The 20098-nt window shown below is 37.9% G+C and carries 15 protein-coding genes; 10 read left to right on the forward strand and 5 right to left on the reverse strand.

Going from position 1 to position 20098, the window contains the following annotated elements:
• Positions 1-96 precede the first annotated feature (96 nt).
• Positions 97-558, forward strand: coding sequence for a hypothetical protein (locus MmiHf6_RS01325; RefSeq protein WP_316557915.1), 462 nt, complete (start codon positions 97-99; stop codon positions 556-558).
• A 43-nt stretch (positions 559-601) separates the two neighbouring features.
• Here MmiHf6_RS01325 and MmiHf6_RS01330 read toward each other — a convergent pair whose 3' ends face one another.
• Entirely contained in the window at positions 602-802 is a 201-nt protein-coding gene (locus tag MmiHf6_RS01330) for a hypothetical protein (protein WP_316557916.1), read from the reverse strand.
• A 223-nt stretch (positions 803-1025) separates the two neighbouring features.
• Here MmiHf6_RS01330 and MmiHf6_RS01335 point away from each other — a divergent pair, with 223 nt between their 5' ends.
• Together MmiHf6_RS01335 and MmiHf6_RS01340 are read left to right on the forward strand one after the other, a co-directional pair.
• A complete protein-coding gene (locus MmiHf6_RS01335; protein ID WP_316557917.1) occupies positions 1026-5768 on the forward strand; it encodes an SdrD B-like domain-containing protein in 4743 nt (1580 codons plus the stop codon).
• Between the two features lie 523 nt (positions 5769-6291).
• Entirely contained in the window at positions 6292-8358 is a 2067-nt protein-coding gene (locus MmiHf6_RS01340; RefSeq protein WP_316557918.1) for a sodium-translocating pyrophosphatase, read from the forward strand.
• Between the two features lie 252 nt (positions 8359-8610).
• Here MmiHf6_RS01340 and MmiHf6_RS01345 read toward each other — a convergent pair whose 3' ends face one another.
• Both MmiHf6_RS01345 and MmiHf6_RS01350 read right to left on the reverse strand, forming a co-directional pair.
• Positions 8611-9183, reverse strand: coding sequence for a type II toxin-antitoxin system VapC family toxin (locus tag MmiHf6_RS01345; RefSeq protein ID WP_316557919.1), 573 nt, complete (start codon positions 9181-9183; stop codon positions 8611-8613).
• A 20-nt stretch (positions 9184-9203) separates the two neighbouring features.
• Positions 9204-9557, reverse strand: a complete 354-nt coding sequence (locus MmiHf6_RS01350; protein ID WP_316557920.1) for a hypothetical protein — start codon at positions 9555-9557, stop codon at positions 9204-9206.
• A 260-nt stretch (positions 9558-9817) separates the two neighbouring features.
• On the opposite strand from MmiHf6_RS01350, the gene MmiHf6_RS01355 reads away from it, so the two are divergent.
• The 4 genes from MmiHf6_RS01355 (at position 9818) to MmiHf6_RS01370 (ending at position 12626) form a co-directional block, all read left to right on the forward strand.
• Positions 9818-10303: an RNA-binding protein gene (locus MmiHf6_RS01355; protein WP_316557921.1), complete on the forward strand. Its 486-nt coding sequence runs from the start codon at positions 9818-9820 to the stop codon at positions 10301-10303.
• Between the two features lie 342 nt (positions 10304-10645).
• On the forward strand, positions 10646-11038 hold the full coding sequence (locus tag MmiHf6_RS01360) for a cell division protein SepF (RefSeq protein WP_316557922.1): 393 nt from the start codon (positions 10646-10648) through the stop codon (positions 11036-11038).
• Positions 11039-11644: 606 nt separating this feature from the next.
• The gene (locus MmiHf6_RS01365; RefSeq protein WP_316557923.1) at positions 11645-11788 is read left to right on the forward strand and encodes a hypothetical protein; all 144 of its coding nucleotides are present in this window, start codon (positions 11645-11647) and stop codon (positions 11786-11788) included.
• Between the two features lie 178 nt (positions 11789-11966).
• A complete protein-coding gene (locus tag MmiHf6_RS01370; RefSeq protein WP_420891309.1) occupies positions 11967-12626 on the forward strand; it encodes a ZPR1 zinc finger domain-containing protein in 660 nt (219 codons plus the stop codon).
• 136 nt (positions 12627-12762) lie between these two features.
• Here the strand turns inward: MmiHf6_RS01370 and MmiHf6_RS01375 are convergent, their stop codons facing one another.
• Entirely contained in the window at positions 12763-13071 is a 309-nt protein-coding gene (locus MmiHf6_RS01375; protein ID WP_316557925.1) for a hypothetical protein, read from the reverse strand.
• A 21-nt stretch (positions 13072-13092) separates the two neighbouring features.
• Here MmiHf6_RS01375 and MmiHf6_RS01380 point away from each other — a divergent pair, with 21 nt between their 5' ends.
• A complete protein-coding gene (locus tag MmiHf6_RS01380) occupies positions 13093-13455 on the forward strand; it encodes a hypothetical protein (protein ID WP_316557926.1) in 363 nt (120 codons plus the stop codon).
• 126 nt (positions 13456-13581) lie between these two features.
• Positions 13582-14907: an adenylosuccinate synthase gene (locus tag MmiHf6_RS01385; protein WP_316557927.1), complete on the forward strand. Its 1326-nt coding sequence runs from the start codon at positions 13582-13584 to the stop codon at positions 14905-14907.
• Between the two features lie 23 nt (positions 14908-14930).
• Here the strand turns inward: MmiHf6_RS01385 and MmiHf6_RS01390 are convergent, their stop codons facing one another.
• Positions 14931-15623: an HFX_2341 family transcriptional regulator domain-containing protein gene (locus MmiHf6_RS01390; RefSeq protein WP_316557928.1), complete on the reverse strand. Its 693-nt coding sequence runs from the start codon at positions 15621-15623 to the stop codon at positions 14931-14933.
• A gap of 161 nt (positions 15624-15784) precedes the next feature.
• Between MmiHf6_RS01390 and MmiHf6_RS01395 the strand changes: the two genes are divergently transcribed.
• Positions 15785-20098 carry an AAA domain-containing protein gene (locus MmiHf6_RS01395; RefSeq protein WP_316557929.1) on the forward strand — a complete coding sequence of 1438 codons (4314 nt, stop codon included), beginning with the start codon at positions 15785-15787 and terminating at the stop codon, positions 20096-20098.

The raw sequence follows: 20098 nt of genomic DNA on the forward strand, positions 1-20098 counted from the left end.
TTCGATACAAATTGTTTTTAGGGGGACAGTTTATTAATATTTAGAAAAATATTAGTTACTACTCTAAACAGTAATATTGTTTTTCAGGTGATTTATATGAGAATTAATAACGACGATAAAATGAGAATTTTCGGGGTTTTGGCGGAGCGCTATTTTGCGGACAACAATTGGAAATTTTATTCCGTTGAAAAAGGCGCCGACCGCATTATCAAAATCGCCGAAGACATCAATGAACAGCACAACGCTTATCCGAGCATCACGCGCGACTGGTACGTTCAAAACGGCGGCTCACGCGACATTCACTTGACAGATTCATGGGACGAACTCAAAACGGTTGCCGGATTTTTAAAGAACAGTCCCGGTTACTTTGATTATTTTGTCGACACGGGCGAAATCAAAGCGTTCTGTATTTTGAGCGCGACAAAAGAGCTTGAACCCGAACGCATTGAAATAATTTTAAAAGCACAGGAAGCAGGCATTCGAACCCTCGTCTTTATTGCGAATGTGCCCAGCGACATTGAAGCCAGCATTCTTCAGATTCGAAAGAGTGAATGCTGATTCTTTTTCTTTTTTACTTCTTCTATTATCTTTTTTACTTTTTCTATTTCTTTTTTACTTTTTCTATTTCTTTTTTACTTCTTCTATTATCTTTTTTACTTTTTCTATTATCTTTTTTACTTCTTCTGTTGTCCTTTTTACTTCTTCTGTTATCTTTTTTACTTCTTCTGTTATCTTTTTTACTTCTTCTGTTATCTTTTTTACTTTTTCTATTTCTTTTTGGTTTTGATTGTCGGCGATTCAATCTTTTTACGTATGGTTTTGTTTATTTCTTTTCGTGTATTTATCTCATCGTGGATACATTTTATAGATTGTTATATCTATTAATTATTATTATATTTTCTCTCTTTTTTTGAGACTTAGTGTATTCTCTCAAAACATTTAAATATCTTATAAATTGTTATAGTTTTTAGTTAGTTTATTTTCCTAATAAGGCTGATAAAGCACATTAATAGGGGTTGAATTAAATGAAATTACACATAAAATATTCTTTTTACGTTTTATTAGTTGCAGCATTATTTTTGATTGCTTTGTCCGCACCGGCATTAGCCGCATCCTACAACAGTACAATTACAACAACATGGCTGGATTCCACAGGTGATAACTATTCTATCCAGGCCAATACCGATTACAAACTCGTTTATAAAATTCATGCAAATGAGTCTGATCTCGGCGGTAATTATGTTTTTACCGTTAAATTAAGTCATAATAATTCGACAGTATCTGAATCAAAAACAGGATTTGATATTACAGGATATACAACGGAAGATGCCTATCCTGACAATATTTTAAATATTGAATTGAAAAATGGTAACACAGAAATTGTTTATACATTAAAAGAACCGACATTAATTCAGATCGAGCTCGTCATTCGGGCAAATGCGAAATTGGTTTATGACGGCGAAGTTGCTGATATTACTGCAGGTTTGTCAAGATACGAAAGCGATTCACTAAATCAAGTCGCAAGCGATTCAATCATGCAGGCAACCTGTGTTTATCCGACAATGAAGATTACCGGTAATTATGAATTGACAAATCCAACAATTATGCCTGACGGTGCCAAGAAAATTGATTTTAATTATATCTTTTACACAGATTCAACATTTAATTCCCTCCGTACAAACGGGGGTCTGACAATGTACAACAAAGGATATACTTTGGATTTCTCAGATGTTAACATTACAATTAATGGCATAACCAAAACTTATGCCGAATGGCAGAATGAACCGAATTGTCCGATTACTTTTTATTATTCAGACAATACATCTCTTTCTTCTGATTATTTGATTAAATTTTCAACGCCCTCCACACTAGGTTGGGGGTCTCGTCTCCCTTTTAAAGCCATTACAAATGAGTATTTCACAAATACGCCTATAATTGATTTCTCAGGCTTGAAAGCTTACGGAGAGATGAGTTTAAATAACCGCGGAACAACTGTTGAAATTTCTACCGATGATGGAGAACTTTTCAAATCAACCTCTGCCGGAACATTTACAGGAGTATCTGCATACAAGACATCTGTTACACTTTCACGTTCTGCCGGCACCACCAATAATTATATCATTGCTAATTCGGAGAGTTATAAGACAAATATAACTCATTCTCATCTTTTATATCAAGAATTATTCAAAAGCTATATTACCAGTACGGAACGCGACGGTACGTCGAATGTGACGGTAACTTATGAAATCCCGGACGGTGTTACTGTTACGCATATCCGCATTCCTGTAAGCGGCGCTAACAATGAAACAAAATACGGCAAAATCATTCTTCTCAAGGATGGTGAGTCATACGACCTCGGAAACAGCGGCATGTTTTTAGATCTTGTCAACACCACAACTCTCGACGGTAAATCTTTTTCACAGTTTGTGCCAGGTGAAAAGGTTGTTTTTGAATTCGAAGATGTTTTAAAACTTAAAGCACAACCCGGGTCCGGCCAGTCTTACAGTCAAAGTTATTCTCTGAGTTTTATTGGAACAACGAACAGTTCAGTTACAGGCGGTTCAGCTCTGACTTTTAAAGCGAGTACAAATGAAACAGGAAACATTCCTGCTTCTATTACAACATCTGTCTCTAATAAATATTATATGACTTCTTACATGATTTCTATGAGTCATTTGACAGGAAATGAAAATTATCAGCAGGTGACTGCTATCGAGAAAGAAAAACCGTTTTATTTCTATACCGGAATAACAACACCTACATATCCGTATTATTCCACGCACCATACGGACCCGTCCAATCCGGCAAACACCGGTGTTTTTTCAAGCCCTGTCTTTTACTTCAGCCTTCCTGAAGGAATTAAAGTTTCAGGATATGACGCCGCGGAAATTGTCACTTCAGCAGGTGCCTCCGCAACATTGAAAGACATTAATGGCAACGTGATTACACCCAATATTACGGCGATTTATCCGAATGCAGGTCTTTATACAAATGGAACGCTTGTTGAGGTCAAACTTGAAAATGCCGACAATCCTGATGATGTTTTTTGGATGCGCGGCGCAACATATCTCCGACTGAAAGTCTTCATAGAATCTGAATACGATGGTGTTGAGGTTATTACAATCCGACCGAACAGCATTTTGCTCAGTTCATGGGATCCGTCAGTTATTGATACAATGACCGGCGGTTCAGGCGGCGGAGTAATGGCAGTTCCGGCAGCTTCCGGAAAAATACATGCGGGGACGAACGGAACTTATCCTTCTTATTTAACAAACAAAACAATTTCCGTCATTTCTGCTGAAGCTGTCCGTGTCGCTGTCAGTGTTATGACTCCTTCCGGTAACTTGACATATACGCCGGGCGATGAAACATCGTACCCGCAATTGAAAGCAGGCAGTCTGAACGAAAATTTCAAAGTCTATTTCTCTAACGATTTGGAAGATGGCATTTTCCCCACTGCCGATGTTTTTGTCATTTTGCCTAAATCATCAAACTGGAAAGCTGACTTAAACGGTGCTGCGATTTTAAAGACTTCAGGATTCGCAAATTCAAACGATTATATAATTGAATATGCGCTTGATGCAACTAATCCGATTGATTATACAAAAATCGGAGATACTTCCTATTATAATCGCTCTTCGCTTCAGTCATTTACTTGGAATACTATGATTTTTACAGGGGATACTGCAAATAGTATTGACTGGGAAAATGTAACTGCCATTCATATTAAAATGAATTTGAGTGGCTATGAAAACTTGGAATTGCAGCTTCCTTTCGAACTTCCGAAAGTAAATGCCTCTGACAATATTAATTACGGTGATACAGCACGCGGCCAAACGATTTACTATTTGAATGATACACTCAAACACGATAATACATACACTGCCGCCGTTATGCTCGTTAAATCCGATATTCCTGTCGTTTCAGCCGTCAGTACGTCTGGTCAGATTCCTGAATCTTTCCAAGATGTGACGATTGATTATCAAAATGATACGATTCCGAATTGGTATGAATTTTATACATATGATGACTTTACAGCTGATTTGAAAATTAAGGAAGTCAATGTTACCTTTACACCGTATGTCGGTTCACCTGACAATTATATGATTCCGCAATCTGCGATTTCAAATACAACCTATATGCCGCAAAGATCAAACGGTATGGGCGGGTATGAAGATGATGTTGATTTCGTTTACGGATTTAAATGGACAATCTCAAATCCGACAAATTATATCAGCTCGGGTGTTCCGGGAGTCTATCGCATTACTTATGTTACGGAAGAGGATGACGATTCACAAACACGGTCAATAAATCAAAACATAACAATGTCAAAAGGTGCTGGTACGATTAGTGTCTCTGCAGCCAATACCGATATTTTATGGAAGACAGACCTCGGTACAACAGTCGAGGAGTATTTCAAACAGTATGTTACGGCAACGGACAATGATGTCGCTTCAATTGATTCTTCCAGAATTCGTTTGGAATCACAAACTCCGGAGTTTAATATCAGTGAACCCGGAAATTATACTCTGAAATACAGTTATACCGATTTGGGAAATAATGTAAAGAGCACGACAATGATTGTTTCTGTCCGCTACAACGGAACACTTAACGGAACAATTTTCGGAAACGGTTATCCGGTTGAAAATTTCATATTAGATGTTGACGGAAATCCTGTGACGACCAACGAGGCCGGACAGTTTACCCATGAAGTTACAGCTCCTGTCTCTTTGCCGACACAGGCAGATTATAATGTCACTTTTACTTCGTCGGTTCCTGCGGGACTGAATTATTCAGGCAGTATGCCGATCAGCGGTTTAGGCAGTCTTTCAGTTCCGGCACCATTGGAAAATATTTATTTCGATGCGGTTTCAATGACTGTCAACATTACCGGCCCGACAGAGGGTATTGAGTCTGTCAAATTGTATAAAGTCGGTTCAGACTCTTACATAGACATCAATGATACTGTTTCGGGAGATGTTGTGTTTGCAAAAGAGTTCAATGGAGGATGGTTTGAAGCGGGTGATTATTATTTCGTTGCCGAATTAAAATCGGGATATCGTGTCAACACATCTGATTTCGATATCACAGATGCAGGCAATTCAATTTTGAATTTGAATACCTCGGCATTTACTCTCGGCAATGATGATATTGAAAAATCTCTTGTTGTTGAAATTGCACCGCTGATTTCAGGCTATGTTTGGAATGATGCCAACCGTGACAGTATAATGGATGCATCGGAGACATGTATTGCTTCAACGACTGTCACCCTGTTCGATTCGACAGGTGCTGAGCAAATTAATCAAACGGCAACCGATGAAAACGGATATTATTGTTTCATTGATTTGGATGAGACTCTTGAATATATCATTGAAATCAAAACGCCGAGTGGATTCAATCATGTTTCTGCACTTGTAAATGATCAGAGGATCAATGGCAGTACTTTCCAGACCGACTTGATTGATTTCGCAAGTGATCTTCATGTCACGGAAATTAACGGCGGCTTCTATAAGGTCAATTCCGGCGGCAACGGCGGAACAGGCGGCGCAACAATTGTTGATTCGACAACTCCTTCCTCTTCAATGAACGGAACGGACAACAGCAGCGGCGACAGTGATGATTCGGCTGACAAAGAAGGTTTCCAAAATGTACTGCCTGAAATCGTCAAAGAATCCGGCAATATATGGTGGATCTTGCTTCTGCTTCTTGTTGCAGTCATTGTCGCAGGCGCAGGGTATTTCCTCTATCAGCGCAGAAAACAAGCATAATAAACATAAATAAAAGTAATTTACAAAAAAGATAAGCGATTCCGATCACTTATTTTTTTTTTTTTTTTTTTTAAAAAAAAATTCTTTTTCAGACACTTGTTTTTGGATTATTTTATTACTTTCAATTTCATGTTTTCAAATGTTTTTTAAAATGAAGTGTCTCACACACGCCGATCCGTTTTTTGTTTAATCAAATCAATCCTCTTCATTTACCTCTTCCGTGGTCGTTTTATGCTATAATCCACGGGGTTTATATATTATAAAACTCTTCCTCTTCACATTAGTCGCCTGCCGCATTCCGTTAACACGACGGTTTACAGTGAGCGGTTTTGTTCATTTCAGCAGTGATTTGGTCCGGACGCGGAAAACGAACGGCTGAAAGGTTATTATTATCATTTTTGTCAAAATTGTTAAATTATTTTTCACACAATTATTTAACATGCAGTTGAAATTTTAAATTTCAAAATTTCAAAAAATTTCAAGTTATAAATTTACAAATTATTGGTTTAAAAAGAGGTATAAAATGGATTTAGGATATTTGATTTATCTGGCTCCTATTTCCGGTTTGGTCAGTCTTCTTTTTGCAGCTCTGCTTGCCAAAAAAGTTCTCGCTGAGGACAAAGGGTCAAAAGAGATGCAGGATATTGCGGCGGCCATTCAGGAAGGTGCCATGGCGTATCTGAACCGCCAGTACAAGACAATCGCAATTGTCGCGGTGATTTTAACAATTTTAATCGCTTTGCTTTTGCCCAAAAGCGATTATTACAGCTTTATCGTTGCAGTTGGTTTCGTTTTCGGTGCCATTTCATCCGCAGCAGCAGGCTACATCGGTATGAACGTTTCCATTCGCGCAAACGTCAGAACCGCAGCCGCTGCCAAGAACGGTTTGGAAAGCGCTTTGAACGTTGCTTTCCGCGGCGGCGCCGTCACCGGTTTGGCCGTTGTCGGTCTCTCTCTTTTCGGTGTCAGCACATTCTACATCATTTGTGATTATTTCGCTCTTGCGGCTAACCCTGTCGATTTGGTCATCGGATTCGGTTTCGGTGCCAGTTTGATCAGTTTGTTTGCCAGAGTCGGCGGCGGCATTTACACAAAAGCCGCTGACGTCGGCGCGGACATTGTCGGCAAAGTCGAAGCGGGAATCCCCGAAGACGACCCGAGAAACCCCGCCGTTATCGCTGACAACGTCGGTGACAACGTCGGTGACTGTGCCGGTATGGGCGCAGACTTGTTCGAAACATATGCTGTCACTCTGCTTGCGGCAATGCTTCTTGGCTCACTCGTTTTGGACTCCATCCCCAACGCCATTCTCTACCCGCTGATGCTCGGCGCAGCAGCCATTTTCGTGACAATCGTTTCATTGTTCTTCGTCCGTCTCGGCAAGAACAAGAACATCATGAACGCGCTTTACAAAGGCGTTGCAGCAGCGACAATCATCAGTGCCGTCGTTTTCTTCTTCATTACCGAATACTTAATCGGCGACTACACTTTCTACATCGCAGCACTTGTCGGTATGGTCATCACTGTTTTGATGGTCGTTTTCACCGAATATTACACTTCCACCAAATACCGTCCGGTCAAAGAAATCGCGGCCGCATCTCAAACAGGTGCCGGAACCAACGTCATTTCCGGTCTTTCTTTCGGTTTTGAAAGCACTGCCCTTCCGGTCATTGCAATCGTTATCGGTATCTTGGTTTCATTCTTCGTTGTCGGCGGCGCAGCTGATGCGACAATCGGCCTTTACGGCATTTCCGTTGCGGCAATTGCAATGCTTTCCACAACCGGAATGATTGTTGCGCTTGACTGCTATGGTCCGATCACGGACAACGCCGGCGGTATTGCTGAAATGTCTAAACAGCCCGAATCTGTCAGAGAAGTCACTGACGAGCTCGATGCTGTCGGAAACACAACAAAAGCAGTTACAAAAGGTTATGCGATCGGCTCTGCGGCGCTTGGTGCGCTTGCATTGTTCGCTGACTACAAACTTCGCGTCGATTTGGGCGCAGGCTCACTTTCCATTGACAACCCGCTTGTTTTGGTCGGTCTTTTAATCGGCGGTCTTTTGCCGTTCATTTTCTCTTCCGTTACCATGCGCGCTGTCAGTAAAGCGGCGATGAAAGTCGTTGACGAAGTCCGCCGCCAGTTCAAGGAAATTCCGGGCATCATGGAAGGAACCGCAAAACCCGAATACGGCAAATGTGTCGACATCGTGACATCCGCGGCTCTTCGCGAAATGGTTGTTCCGGGTGCGCTTGCAATTGTCGTTCCGGTGGCAGTCGGTATCATCTTCGGCTCCGAAGCGCTTGCAGGTCTTTTGATCGGTATTATTGTTGTCGGTCTCATGCTCGCCATGACGCTCAACAATGCCGGCGGTGCTTGGGATAACGCTAAAAAGTTGATCGAATCCGGTCTTTACGGCGGCAAAGGTTCTGAAGCGCACAAGGCGGCTGTTGTCGGTGACACGGTCGGTGACCCTGCAAAAGACACTTCCGGTCCGGGTTTGAACGCTTTGATCAAAGTCGTGAACATGGTTGCTATTCTTTTTGCAACGCTTTTCATGAGCGGCGGATTGATCGGCGGCTTATTGTAATTTAAAAATCGTAAGAAAAGAATTCTTTCTTTTCTTCTTCTTTTTTATTTTTCGTAATTTGTTGAAAACATTCCGTCTGTTTTGATTTTTGAATAAATCGGTTGTTTTATTTTGATTTCTTTTTTGAAAATATGTTCGTCGGGTTTTTTATTTTTTTGAAAGTTGTGGGACTCGCGCGCGGCGGGCGGCTGCAGCAGTTGCAGCAGTTGTAGCGATTGCCGATTCCATTGATTTACACAGAATCTTTCATTTTTAAAGCGTATAAACATTGATATTCGGATCAGTTTTGAATTTCATATTTCGCTTAAAATCGGAGTCGGCTGTTATTAAATTGAAATTTCGGCAAACGCTTTTGTTTTTGCGGCATTTCGGACAAACTGCTAAAAAATCAATCGGGTCGAGATGGTGTCTGTCATATGTTTGAATCAAAAGTCGAATTGTTTCAAAATCAACAGTTTCGTCTGTTATGAAATAATCTGAATATATCTGCTGAATTGTGCTTTGCAGTTTGTTTTTGACTGCTATACGCTCATTTTGATAACCGCGATACTCTTTGAGTGTAATTCTTGTGTTATTGTTTCGACAATATTTTTTATATTCGGCTTTCTCAATAACATGCAGTAACTCCTGCAGATTGAGAGCGGAAATATACAATGGGTTGCCGTTGTTTCTAAGATTTTTAATATATTTGCGATAAGCGTCTGCTTTCATCTTTGTTTTTTCAAAATTTTGATCATTATAATAAATAAAATACAAAACATTCGCATCAACAAAAAAGTGTTCGTCGGGTGGCACAAAGTCCGATAAATCAATTGAATAAATCATTTTTACCACCGATTTTATTATTACAAATATTCTTCAACCATTTCTTCCAATTCTTTTTCTAATTCGAGGCGGACATGAAGGGGCAGACTGTAATGATTGACCATATTATCATAAGTCAGCCAATATGCACCTTTTCCCAAGTCTGATAATCCTGTTAATTGAAAACATTCATCATATTCTTCATGAGTCATATCTTTTAAGCGATATGTCAGAGAAGATCTGAAAAAAGCGGAACAGTATTGTTCAATGCCTGTAAAATCAATAATGATCTTTTCCTCTCCGTTTTCCAATGCAGAATCAATAAGGTTTGAAAGAATTTCGGCATCTTCTGTGCTGTGTGCGGTTTCAAAATGTTTTGCTGCTTGAATAATCATATAATCCCTCAAAAAGCCAATAAAAACAGATGAGTATATATTCATTTTTAAATTTTTTCATATGTTATTGTTTTGTAAATTATATAAATTTGATTGATGCGGTTTTTAATTTTTTTGTATGCTTTTTAAGTATATTTTAGTATGTTTTTAGTATGTTTTTAAGGGTATGTTTTAATCGTCCATGATTCCTGTATTTTTTTCAGCATCTTTTTATCTTACTTTTTCATATTAACCGTCAAGCTAAAATTTCAGGTGATTTTTTGAAAATAAAGTCAAGAGTCAGTCTCCGAAAAAATGATAAAAACAAGATGGTTGAATCCCTTCGCGATATTTACGGCGACGAGGTTTCCGTTTTTTCAAATTCCAAGTTCGAAGTGATCACGACAGACGAATTTAAAGTGATTTTCGCGGACGGCAAACAAATGTTCATTGAATATGACGGTCAGCTTTTCCCGACCGTGCGCGGCGCGCTTGAATTGCTGCCGCCGAAAAGATTGGTAACGGTCGATATGGGCGCCGTGAAATTCGTTGTCAACGGCGCGGATGTCATGAGCCCGGGAATTACCGCAGCGGATTCTTCCATTCAAAAAGATGATTTGGTCGTGATCGTTGAAGAAACGCACAAAAAACCGCTTGCTATCGGACGCGCGCTCATGTCCGGCGATGAAATGGCGGCATCCGATTCGGGCAAAGCGATTAAATCACTTTCATATGTCGGCGACGCGCTTTGGGGACTTGAAATTTAAAAAATAATTGATTGTTTTTTAATTTTTAAGGTTCATCCTAAATAATTTTAAGATTTTTGATTTTAATTAATTTTAATTAATTTTCAATATTTCTAATGTTTTTAATAATTTTTAATATTTCCAATGCTTTTAATAATTTTTAACAAGTTTTAAATTATTAAGTCAAAAGGCGTTCTATACGGTTGAATTTGTTTCATGTTTATACACAAGTTTATAAATATGTATAGCATTAATGCTTTATATTATTCCAATATAATTTACATAAAATATCAACCTCGGAAAATTTATCGGCGTTCTTCCGTTACTTTTTCCGCTTACACACATTTTAATTAAAAGACAAAGGTGTTCCAATTGAGTTTTTTGAAAAAGATTATGGGCGGTTCCGAGCCCAAACAGAGTGACGATTATTCAGCATACATTGACCTTGACAAGTTTGAAAAGGACATTGACAGCAATGCAGGCGACGAGCCCGCAGAAACATATGTCAAAATCGCCATTTTCACCCACTTTGATCAGATCACGTCCTTAAAGAAGGAAATTTATGACGGCAACATTTTGATTGTTGACATTTCCAACATCAAATCCGATGAACGCCTCAGAAACCATCTTTTCAACGAACTCAAAGATGTTGTGTTAGATGTCCACGGCGACATCGTCGGCATGAAAGACAACAATATTCTTGTCACGCCCACAGGCATTAAAGTGGACAGAAAGAAAATCGGCGGCAACTATTAATCCGCCATTATCTGATTTTCTTTTCATTTTTTTCTTTTATTTCCTTTTCAATTCATTTCAACTTATTTTCGATTTATTTCAGTTTATTTTCTCCTTTTGTATATTTTCTTTTGTATATTTTCAATACTGAAACCTAAACATCCATTTTTCAAAATCGGTAAACCTGAACGCCCGATAAAACCCTAATCTTAAAATGCTTGATTTTGATAAAAGACGGCGTTCCGTTTTTGAATAATTTTGATAAAAGTGATGTTTCAGTCTATTTTGAAATTTTGTTGAAAAGACAAAATACCGCCACCTCCAACGACGCGTTTCCGAAGCGTAAGCGGAGGAAAGAAGGAGTTGGAGATTCTTACCATGCAAAATAAAAACACAAAAACATCTGGTTTTTCAGCTACGTTCGGCTCCTGCAACGTGTTTTCTTGCAACTGTCTTTTACTGTGACCTGACCAAGCTTAGCCTGTCAATCTGCAACTGTCTTTTTATGGTTGCTGCTGTCAATCAGGTTTGCGCTTCCGTTTGCATCTGCTCATTTTAATCGTAATCCGTTGGCATTAAATTTTGCTCGGCTTCGCCTCACAAAATTTCAGGCTGCCGGTGAGGACGGTGTTTGTTTCCGCTTGGAGTCAGGTTTCTGTTTCCGCTTGGAGTCAGGTTTGCGCCGTCGTTGCCGCCGCCGATAGCCGCCGCGCGCGAACTGTACAACTTTTAAAAAATAATCAAAACGCAGCTCGTATTATTCTAAAATAATCAAAAAGAGGATAAACAAATTTGTATTCGTTTTGCATTTATTTTTCATTCATTTTGTATTTATTTTCTGTATCTTTAAAACTTGATTTCATTTTTTAAACAACCTTTTTTTATACAGCTTCTTCCTTTTTTTATTTATTCTTATAATTCAAATATCTATACAAATTCATTTAAAACGGTGTTATTCTTGCTTGATTATTTTGAAACACAATCCAGCTGCCCGCTTTGTCAGGCCGACATGGCGATAAAATGGCAGAAAGATACGATTCCCTATTTCGGCGACATCATGTACACGACTGCCAATTGCGACCAATGCACTTTCCGCTTTGCCGATACGATTATTCTTTCCGGCAAAGATCCGGTCTGCTATTCGATGCCGATTCGAACAGAATCCGATTTGGACGCGCGCGTCATTCGCTCGACTTCCGGAACAATCGTTATTGAAGAAATCGGCGTTATGGTTGAGCCCGGTCCGATTTCGGAATCTTATGTAACGAATGTCGAAGGCGTTCTTCAGCGCATCCGCGGCGTTATCGAAAGCACGGTTCGATGGTCTGAAATGGACGGCGATTTTGAAAAAGTAGAAATCGCGTTGGATCTTTTAAACAAAATCGATGCCGTTATTGATAATCCCGAAACGGCGCCCGTGTCGCTGACGCTTCAAATCAAAGATCCGATTGGGAACAGCGCAATTATTTCGGCAAACGCGGAATCCCGAAAATTGACGGAAGACGAATTGGAAACCCTGAAAACCGGCATGATTATTTTGGATGCCGAAAAAGACGAAATCATTTACGATATTTCCGATGAAGCCGGACCGATCGGAAAAGACGAGTGAAAGGATTTGATTTTTTTTCAATTCTCTTCTTTTCCTTTTTTCATTTATTTTTCATTTATCTTTTGATTTATTTTTTTGTTTATTTTTTAATTTTTCTTCTGTTGTTTTTAGAACGATAAACCCAAACATCCAATTTTCAAAATCGGTGAACCTGAACGCCCGATAAAACCCTAAAAAAGATAGATTTTATTGAAAAATTGGCGTTCCGTTTTTTGAAGAAAATTGATAAAAGACGATGTTTCAATAATTTTAGATTTGAATAAAGTTCAAAAGCCGCCACCGCAAGTTGAGTTTCCGAGCGCAGCGAGGAAACGAGACTTGGCGGATTCTTCCCATATGAAAATAAAAAATAAAAACAGTTAGGTCTTTCAGTTGTTTTCGGCTCCTGCGAAGCATTTTCTTGCGACTGTCTTTTATTGCTGCCTGTTCCGGCTAAGCCTGCCAATCTGCAACTGTCTTTTTATGGTTGCCACTGTCAATCAGATTTGCGTTGCTGCCTGTATCTGCTCATTTTAATCGTAATCCGTTGGCATTAAATTTTGCTCGCTTCGCTCACAAAATTTCGGGTTGCAGCGGGAAGGAGGTGGTTGTTTGCAGCGGGAGTCAGGTGGTTGTTTGCAGCGGGAGGGAGGTGTTTGTTTGCAGCGGGAGGGTGGTTTCTGCTTCCGCTGCTACCTACAGGTTTCCGTTCCCGCCTGCCGGTCAGATTTGTGCCGCAGTTGCCGCTGCCGGCAGCCGCAGCAGCTGCCCGCCGCCGCGCGCGGCTCGCTCCATTTTCATTTTATTTTCAAAAATAACCCGCATTTTTTTCAATATTTTTAGTTCTTGAACGATTTTTAAACATTTTTTGAACGAATTTTTGAACAAATTTTGAACTATTCTTAATTTTTATTTTTAATCATAAATTTTGATTTTGAACAGAATATTTATTATTATCTTAGTAATTGCATCACATATGTTTACAGTTATTACAGGTGCGCAATTTGGGGATGAAGGAAAAGGAAAAATCGTTGACCTTCTTGCAGAAGATTATGACATCGTCGCCCGTTTTCAAGGCGGCGACAACGCCGGACACACAGTTGTTATCGGCGAAGAAACTTACAAACTCCATCAGATTCCGTCCGGAATTTTGGTCGGAACAACCGCTCTCGTCGGTCCCGGCGTTGTTTTAAACCCGTTTACATTAACGGATGAATTAAATATGCTCAAAAGCCGCGGTATTTTTGTCGATCCCGAAAATTTCGGAATCGACCCCAAGGCCAGCATAATCATGCCGTACCATATCGCAATGGACGCGCTTACCGAAACCGCTCAAAAAGAGCGCATCGGAACAACAAGAAAAGGAATCGCTTACGCTTATTCCGATCGGATTTTGAGAAATGAAATTCGTCTCGGCGATTTATTTGATGAAAACCGTTTTTACGAAAAATTGAATCAATTACTTCCGGCAAAAAAAGATCTCATCGGCAAAATGGGCGGCAACCCCTACGATCTTTTTCCCGATGAAGAAGCAAAACGCCTTTTAAAAATCGGCAAGGAACTCGAGGACTACGCCGTTGACGTTTCTTATGAAATCAACAGCTCGCTTCGCGCTGGCAAAAAAGTGCTCGCCGAAGGCGCGCAGGGCTCCATGCTCGATGTCATTCACGGCACGCAAAAATACGTGACTTCTTCTTCCACGATTGCAGGCTCGGCCTGTACCGGTCTCGGCGTCGGCCCGTCTCAGGTGACCAACACAATCGGCCTCGTCAAAGCATATATGACACGTGTCGGCAACGGACCGCTTCCGACCGAACTCAACGACGAAGTCGGCGTTCACATGTGTGAAGTCGGTCACGAATACGGAACGACGACCGGCAGAAAGAGACGCTGCGGTTGGATTGATATTCCTATGTTGAAAAAATCCATCAATTTGAACGGATACACGGAATTGGTTTTAACAAAATTAGATGTTCTCACCGGTCTTGAAACTACCAAGATGTGCGTCGCTTATGAATTGGACGGTGAGCGCATTGATTATCCTCCGGCCATGTCTGAAGATTTAGAGCGCTGCATTCCGATTTACGGTGATAATGAAGGGTGGAGTGAGCCGCTCGGAGACATCCGCAATTTTTATGACCTCCCTGAAGTTTCAAGAGATTTTATCGAATATATTGAAAAAATCTGTCGGGTCCCGATCAGTTATGTTTCTGTGGGTCCTGAAAGAGATCAAACGATTAAATTGGATATCAACCGCCAAAGAGATACAAGATGCAATCCGATCAACAGACAGCTGTTTTAAACAGCTTTTCATTTTTTAAATTATTAATCTTCTACCCATGTCGAAAACATTTTTCCTTGTTCTGTGGGGATTACTATTGTATTTCTCCCTTCTTTCTTTTTTAATACTAAACCGCTTTCAATAAATTTGGTTAAATAGTGGTTTAATCTTTGGGGCGTTGAACCTTCTGTAATTCTAGATAATTCTTCCATCATGATTCCGTTTTCTTTTTCACAAATAGATAAAAGAAGATTTTTAGAAAACGGTTTCATTTTTTCCATATCCGGTATTTTTGGAACAGGTATGATTTTGATAAGTTCTTTAGATGACAATTCCGGATATTGGCGCGCATCCATAATATAATAAAGTGTTGCGCCTATAAAATATGAAGCGCTGCAACATGCGCCGGCAACAACATTGGTACCACTTGTAAAATTTATGTAGAACTCTGTATTTACATCATTCTTTTTTTCTTTATGGTGAATGCTCAATATTTTTGCAACAACATCAGCATAATTATATGGGTCCACACATACTTTTTCAATATTTTTTTGACCTATTCTATTCATTGAGTCCTCTACTATTGCTAAAGCCGATAAAACTTCGTTATGTTCATTATATAATAAATAAAATTTATCGCACGGTAAATTGCTTCTAAATACCGCTAAAATCGGCTCAGGATAGAATCCGACTGGACAAATATGAATTGCTTTTGATTTTTTTTGTTCCAAATGCATTGTCTTTTTCTCACTCAAATTTATTTTAGCTAAAGCATTTTTCCTTTGTTATTCCATTTTTACTTTTATTAAAACACTTCTTATCTTTTATATTGTTATGCTTATTTTATGTTTGTCGGATATGCAAAAGTGCGAATTCGACTAAAATCTAGAGGAATAAAATGTCAAACAATTACAAAAATTTGTTTTTGGATTTTGCATCGAATATGAACGGTACTGATCCTAATCAAAAACCTGTTTTTTCCCCATTAGAGGAGCAATATTCAAAATTGAATATTATTAACAAAGACGATTCAATGCGTGATTTTCTCACTGCTCTGTTTTTTGAAAATGAAATATTGGATATACATATTTCTCATCCAAGTTTTAATAAACAGCCACGGGAAACTAAACAACAAAACAAATATTATAATAATGTAGCAATTAGGATTTCAATTTCTCCTGAACAGGATCTTGTTTTAATGGGAGATGTTATGGTTCGGGCAAGAGAGCTGGTTAATCAGTCTTTTTTTATGATCAAATCATTAATTGTCATGGATTCTGAAATTGTACATATGGGAGAATTTAATTTATCATGTCAGACGTATGTTTCTTTTGAAAAAGATAGAGGTCGGTCTCAATGGGAATCTTACGAGCATCAACATTTCCAACCAAATGATTCCGAATGGTCTGATACAGTTTTTTCTGAAGATTTTATTGACAAATTATTAAAATCATATGTTGTGGATAAACCCGCTGAGGTATTAAAAACTCTTAATGAATGGGATAAATATTTAGAGGCACGGGAGTACATTCTGAAAGAAAATTCCAAAAACGGTTTTTCAGTTCAAACTGATTTTTTTAAAGGATATGTCCGAGAAGTAAAAAAGAATCAAATTACAGATATTGAAAATTATGATTTTATCCCTTTCCTTAAAAAAAGTAATAACATCATATGGGTTAAAACAAAGATTGAAGGTTTTGAAGAACGCGTATTGGGGCATATTATGCACGATGTTCTTGAAAAAGAGTTTGAAGCCGATGAAAAATATCTTAAAAAATATAACGGACTTACAAAATCTACTGTGAAACTTATCGATCTCTCAGTTAGTGTTGAAAAAAGGTTAGATGCCAATCTTATTTTTAAATTTGATGATACTAGAATTACTGTTGCTGAAAAAGAGGTAATCCCTCCCACAGGTAGACTTCAAGAATTAAATGAGAATGAGATTGATGAAATCAAACGGGTTCAAAACGAAATTGAGAAAAAACTCCGAAAAGAAATCGATTTGTCTATCTCTGAATTTAAAAATAAGGAATTGCCTGAGTTAATTGATTTATTTATACAGGATCAACGTGATCCGTTTTCTAAAAGAGTGGCTGCCGAATGGTTAAGGAAAGTTGAAACAGATCTTACAGAAGTCAGGGAGTCAATAAAAAAGGCTGAAATAAAATTGGACGAAACGATTAAAAATGTCCGAAAAAAGCATTCAAATCTTGAAGGTGAAAAACTTCAAGCCGTTTTAAATGATGATGTAAATATTGTTAATGCCAAAGCAAACCTTTCGAAAGAGCAGAGTCGATTAAATCGGGAACAGATCGAGTCACAATATAACTTTAATGAAATGTTAAAAGCGGAAATTTTACGTCTTTCTCATCACGAAGAAAATCGGCTTTTAGAAATAAAACGTAAAGAATTAACTCAATCATTAAAGTCGCGTTTTGATGATGAGTTGAATCAAATAACAATAGATATTAAAGAAAAAATGAATTCGCTTCGCGAAGATGCAAAAAGGGAAGGAAATATTGTAAGATTACATACTTATTTTGAAGTTCCGATTGATGAATCCTCAAATGCTGATATAACGCTTAGAGATGCAGTTAAAGCTATTGAAGGTCATGCCCAATGCTTCCTGACATATGATGATTCAGGCGATCGGACAGTTTTGAGACGCCAAAAAGATGCTTTAAGAAAATTTAGAGAGGGATATGTTATGAATCCTTTCCTCGCAACTGCGTTATTTTGCCCTGCTGCTGGTGACAGAGTTTCAGATATTCTGCTTGAGACTTTTTATCAGGAAAATTTGAATAAGATTCAAAAAAAAGCAGTAGAATCTGCTGTTTCTTCAAACGGTATGTTTCTAATTCAAGGCCCGCCTGGGACCGGAAAAACACAGGTTATTGCAGAAATTACTACTCAGTTAGTTTTCCAAGGTAAAAAGGTTTTAATTGCCAGTGAAAATAACAAAGCTGTTGATAATGCGTTTAGCCGTCTTCCTAAAGATCCTTCGATTCGTCCGTTACGTCTTGTCAATGATAAAAAAGCAAAAAATAATCCTTATTCTTTAGATTATTTGCTTAAAAACTTCTATAAAAATATTTCAAAAACTCTTGATGGAAGAATACACAATTATGAAAATTATGAAAGTTACAAAGAGAGTTACAAAGAAAAGATGGAAGATTTGAAATCTCGTTTCAATGAATTAGGAAAGTTGAAATTGGATATTAAAAACATTGATCAAGAAATTAAAAGAAAGCAAAAAGATCTTCACGATTTAGAAATGCAAGTAAGGGGGATTAAAACCGAAAACAATAACAAAAATTTCGAAATTTCTGAATTAAAAGATCAAATATCTCAAATTTCAAATTTTAGAGTACAGGATGAAATGGTTGATTCTCTTCTATTTGTGGAAAAACTTCGTTCCATTTTTGAAAAAAGTGAAATTTTTATCGATGGTGCAGGCGCATCTGAATTAGCTCTCCGCATTTCTAAATCAAACGATTCAGAGATTATTTCTCAAATTGCCAGAATAAAAGTTCATAATAGTTATTTTGAATTAATTGCTCAAAAATCAAATGCAAAGCCAAATCAAATTGCAAAATTAAATGAACAAATCACACATTATGAAGAAATGAATAGTATCTCATTATCTGAATTTTCGTTATTTGAATTGTCTCATTTAGAATCAGATGATATCATTAAATTAAGAACGAAATTACTAAATTTAAGGAACAATGAATCTGATATTATTTCGGAACGGATTAATGGATTAGAAGCTTCTATGAATAATTCAGACTCTCTTGAGCGGAAAATACGGATTTTGAATAACGAAATTGACGAATTAAAAGAAGATGAAATTTATAATCAATATACTTCGTTTAACGGAAAACTTCATTCCGAAGTTAAAAAGATTTTTTCTGAGCTACGTATTTCTGATCCGTATCAATCTGACCTGTCAGATGTTTTAGAAATAATTGAAGATAATTGGTCTTTAATTTCTAAAAACTCCAAGAAAAATGAAAGTAAGAATAAAAAGTTAGTTCCAATATACAAAGAGATTTCAAAATATTTGACAGATGATGATGTTCTTAAGAATGATGATAATCAATATTCTAAACTGTTACAATCCTATGTGAATGTTGTCGGGATGACATGTACAGCTAGAGAATCTATCAGTGATTCTGAAATTGATGTTAATAAAATGGGTATTGATGTTGTTATCGTTGACGAGGTCAGCAAAATTTCTTTTGTTGAACTTCTTCAACCGATTCTTTACGGTAAAACCGTTATTTTGGTGGGTGACCATAAACAATTAGCTCCTATGTACTCTCCATGTGTTCCAAAAGAGGTTGACTGGAGTTTATATGATGAAACGATCATAACAGCTGAATTGGAAAACAATTTCAAAAAAATATACGAAGAGTCTTTTTTCAAGCAGCTCTTTCAAAAAACTCCGGACAGTTCCAAAGTTACATTGAATATTCAATACCGTATGCATCCTCAAATAATGGAAGTTGATAATAAATTTTATTTCGATTCACTTTTGGAATTTGGCGGAAAGGGATCGGATAAAGACCATTATCTCGAAGTAAGCGGACAGTTTAAGAGAAAAATAATTCGCCCTGACAATCATGTTATTTTTATTGATTGTAAAGGCCATGAAAGACAAGAATCTGGAAGCACTTCCTATTCAAATGAAGGGGAGGCCGATGTTGTCAAAAAAATGCTTGATTTAATTAATCAGAATTGCAAATTTGACAGAAATCATCAACCTATCAGAGACTCTTCTCAATATCGGAAAGAAGATACACGTTTAAGCGTTGGTGTGATTTGTACCTATTCTGATCAAGCCAAATTAATCCGCAAGAACAAAACTCAGAAGTATTCTTCTTTTAATGACAGTGACGATGATAGATTTATGGTCAAGACCGTCGATGATTTTCAGGGTGATGAGCGGGATATTATCATATTATCCATGGTTCGAACAGACTCGAAATCCAATTTCCTTAAAGAATATAGGAGAATTAATGTCGCTATGAGCCGTGCTCGTCGTTTACTCATTATCGTAGGTAATGCTTCTGTTCTCTCCAAAATGAGTGTAGAAATAGATTCGTCAACACAACCACGATCAAGTAAGGTCTATGATGAAATTATTCAAACAATTAAAAACTTTGATGGATATAGGGAATCTGAAAATGTTTTGGGGGAGGTTTAA

Origin of the sequence: Methanimicrococcus hongohii (assembly GCF_032594095.1) — an archaeon.
In the GTDB taxonomy this organism is placed as follows: domain Archaea; phylum Halobacteriota; class Methanosarcinia; order Methanosarcinales; family Methanosarcinaceae; genus Methanimicrococcus; species Methanimicrococcus hongohii.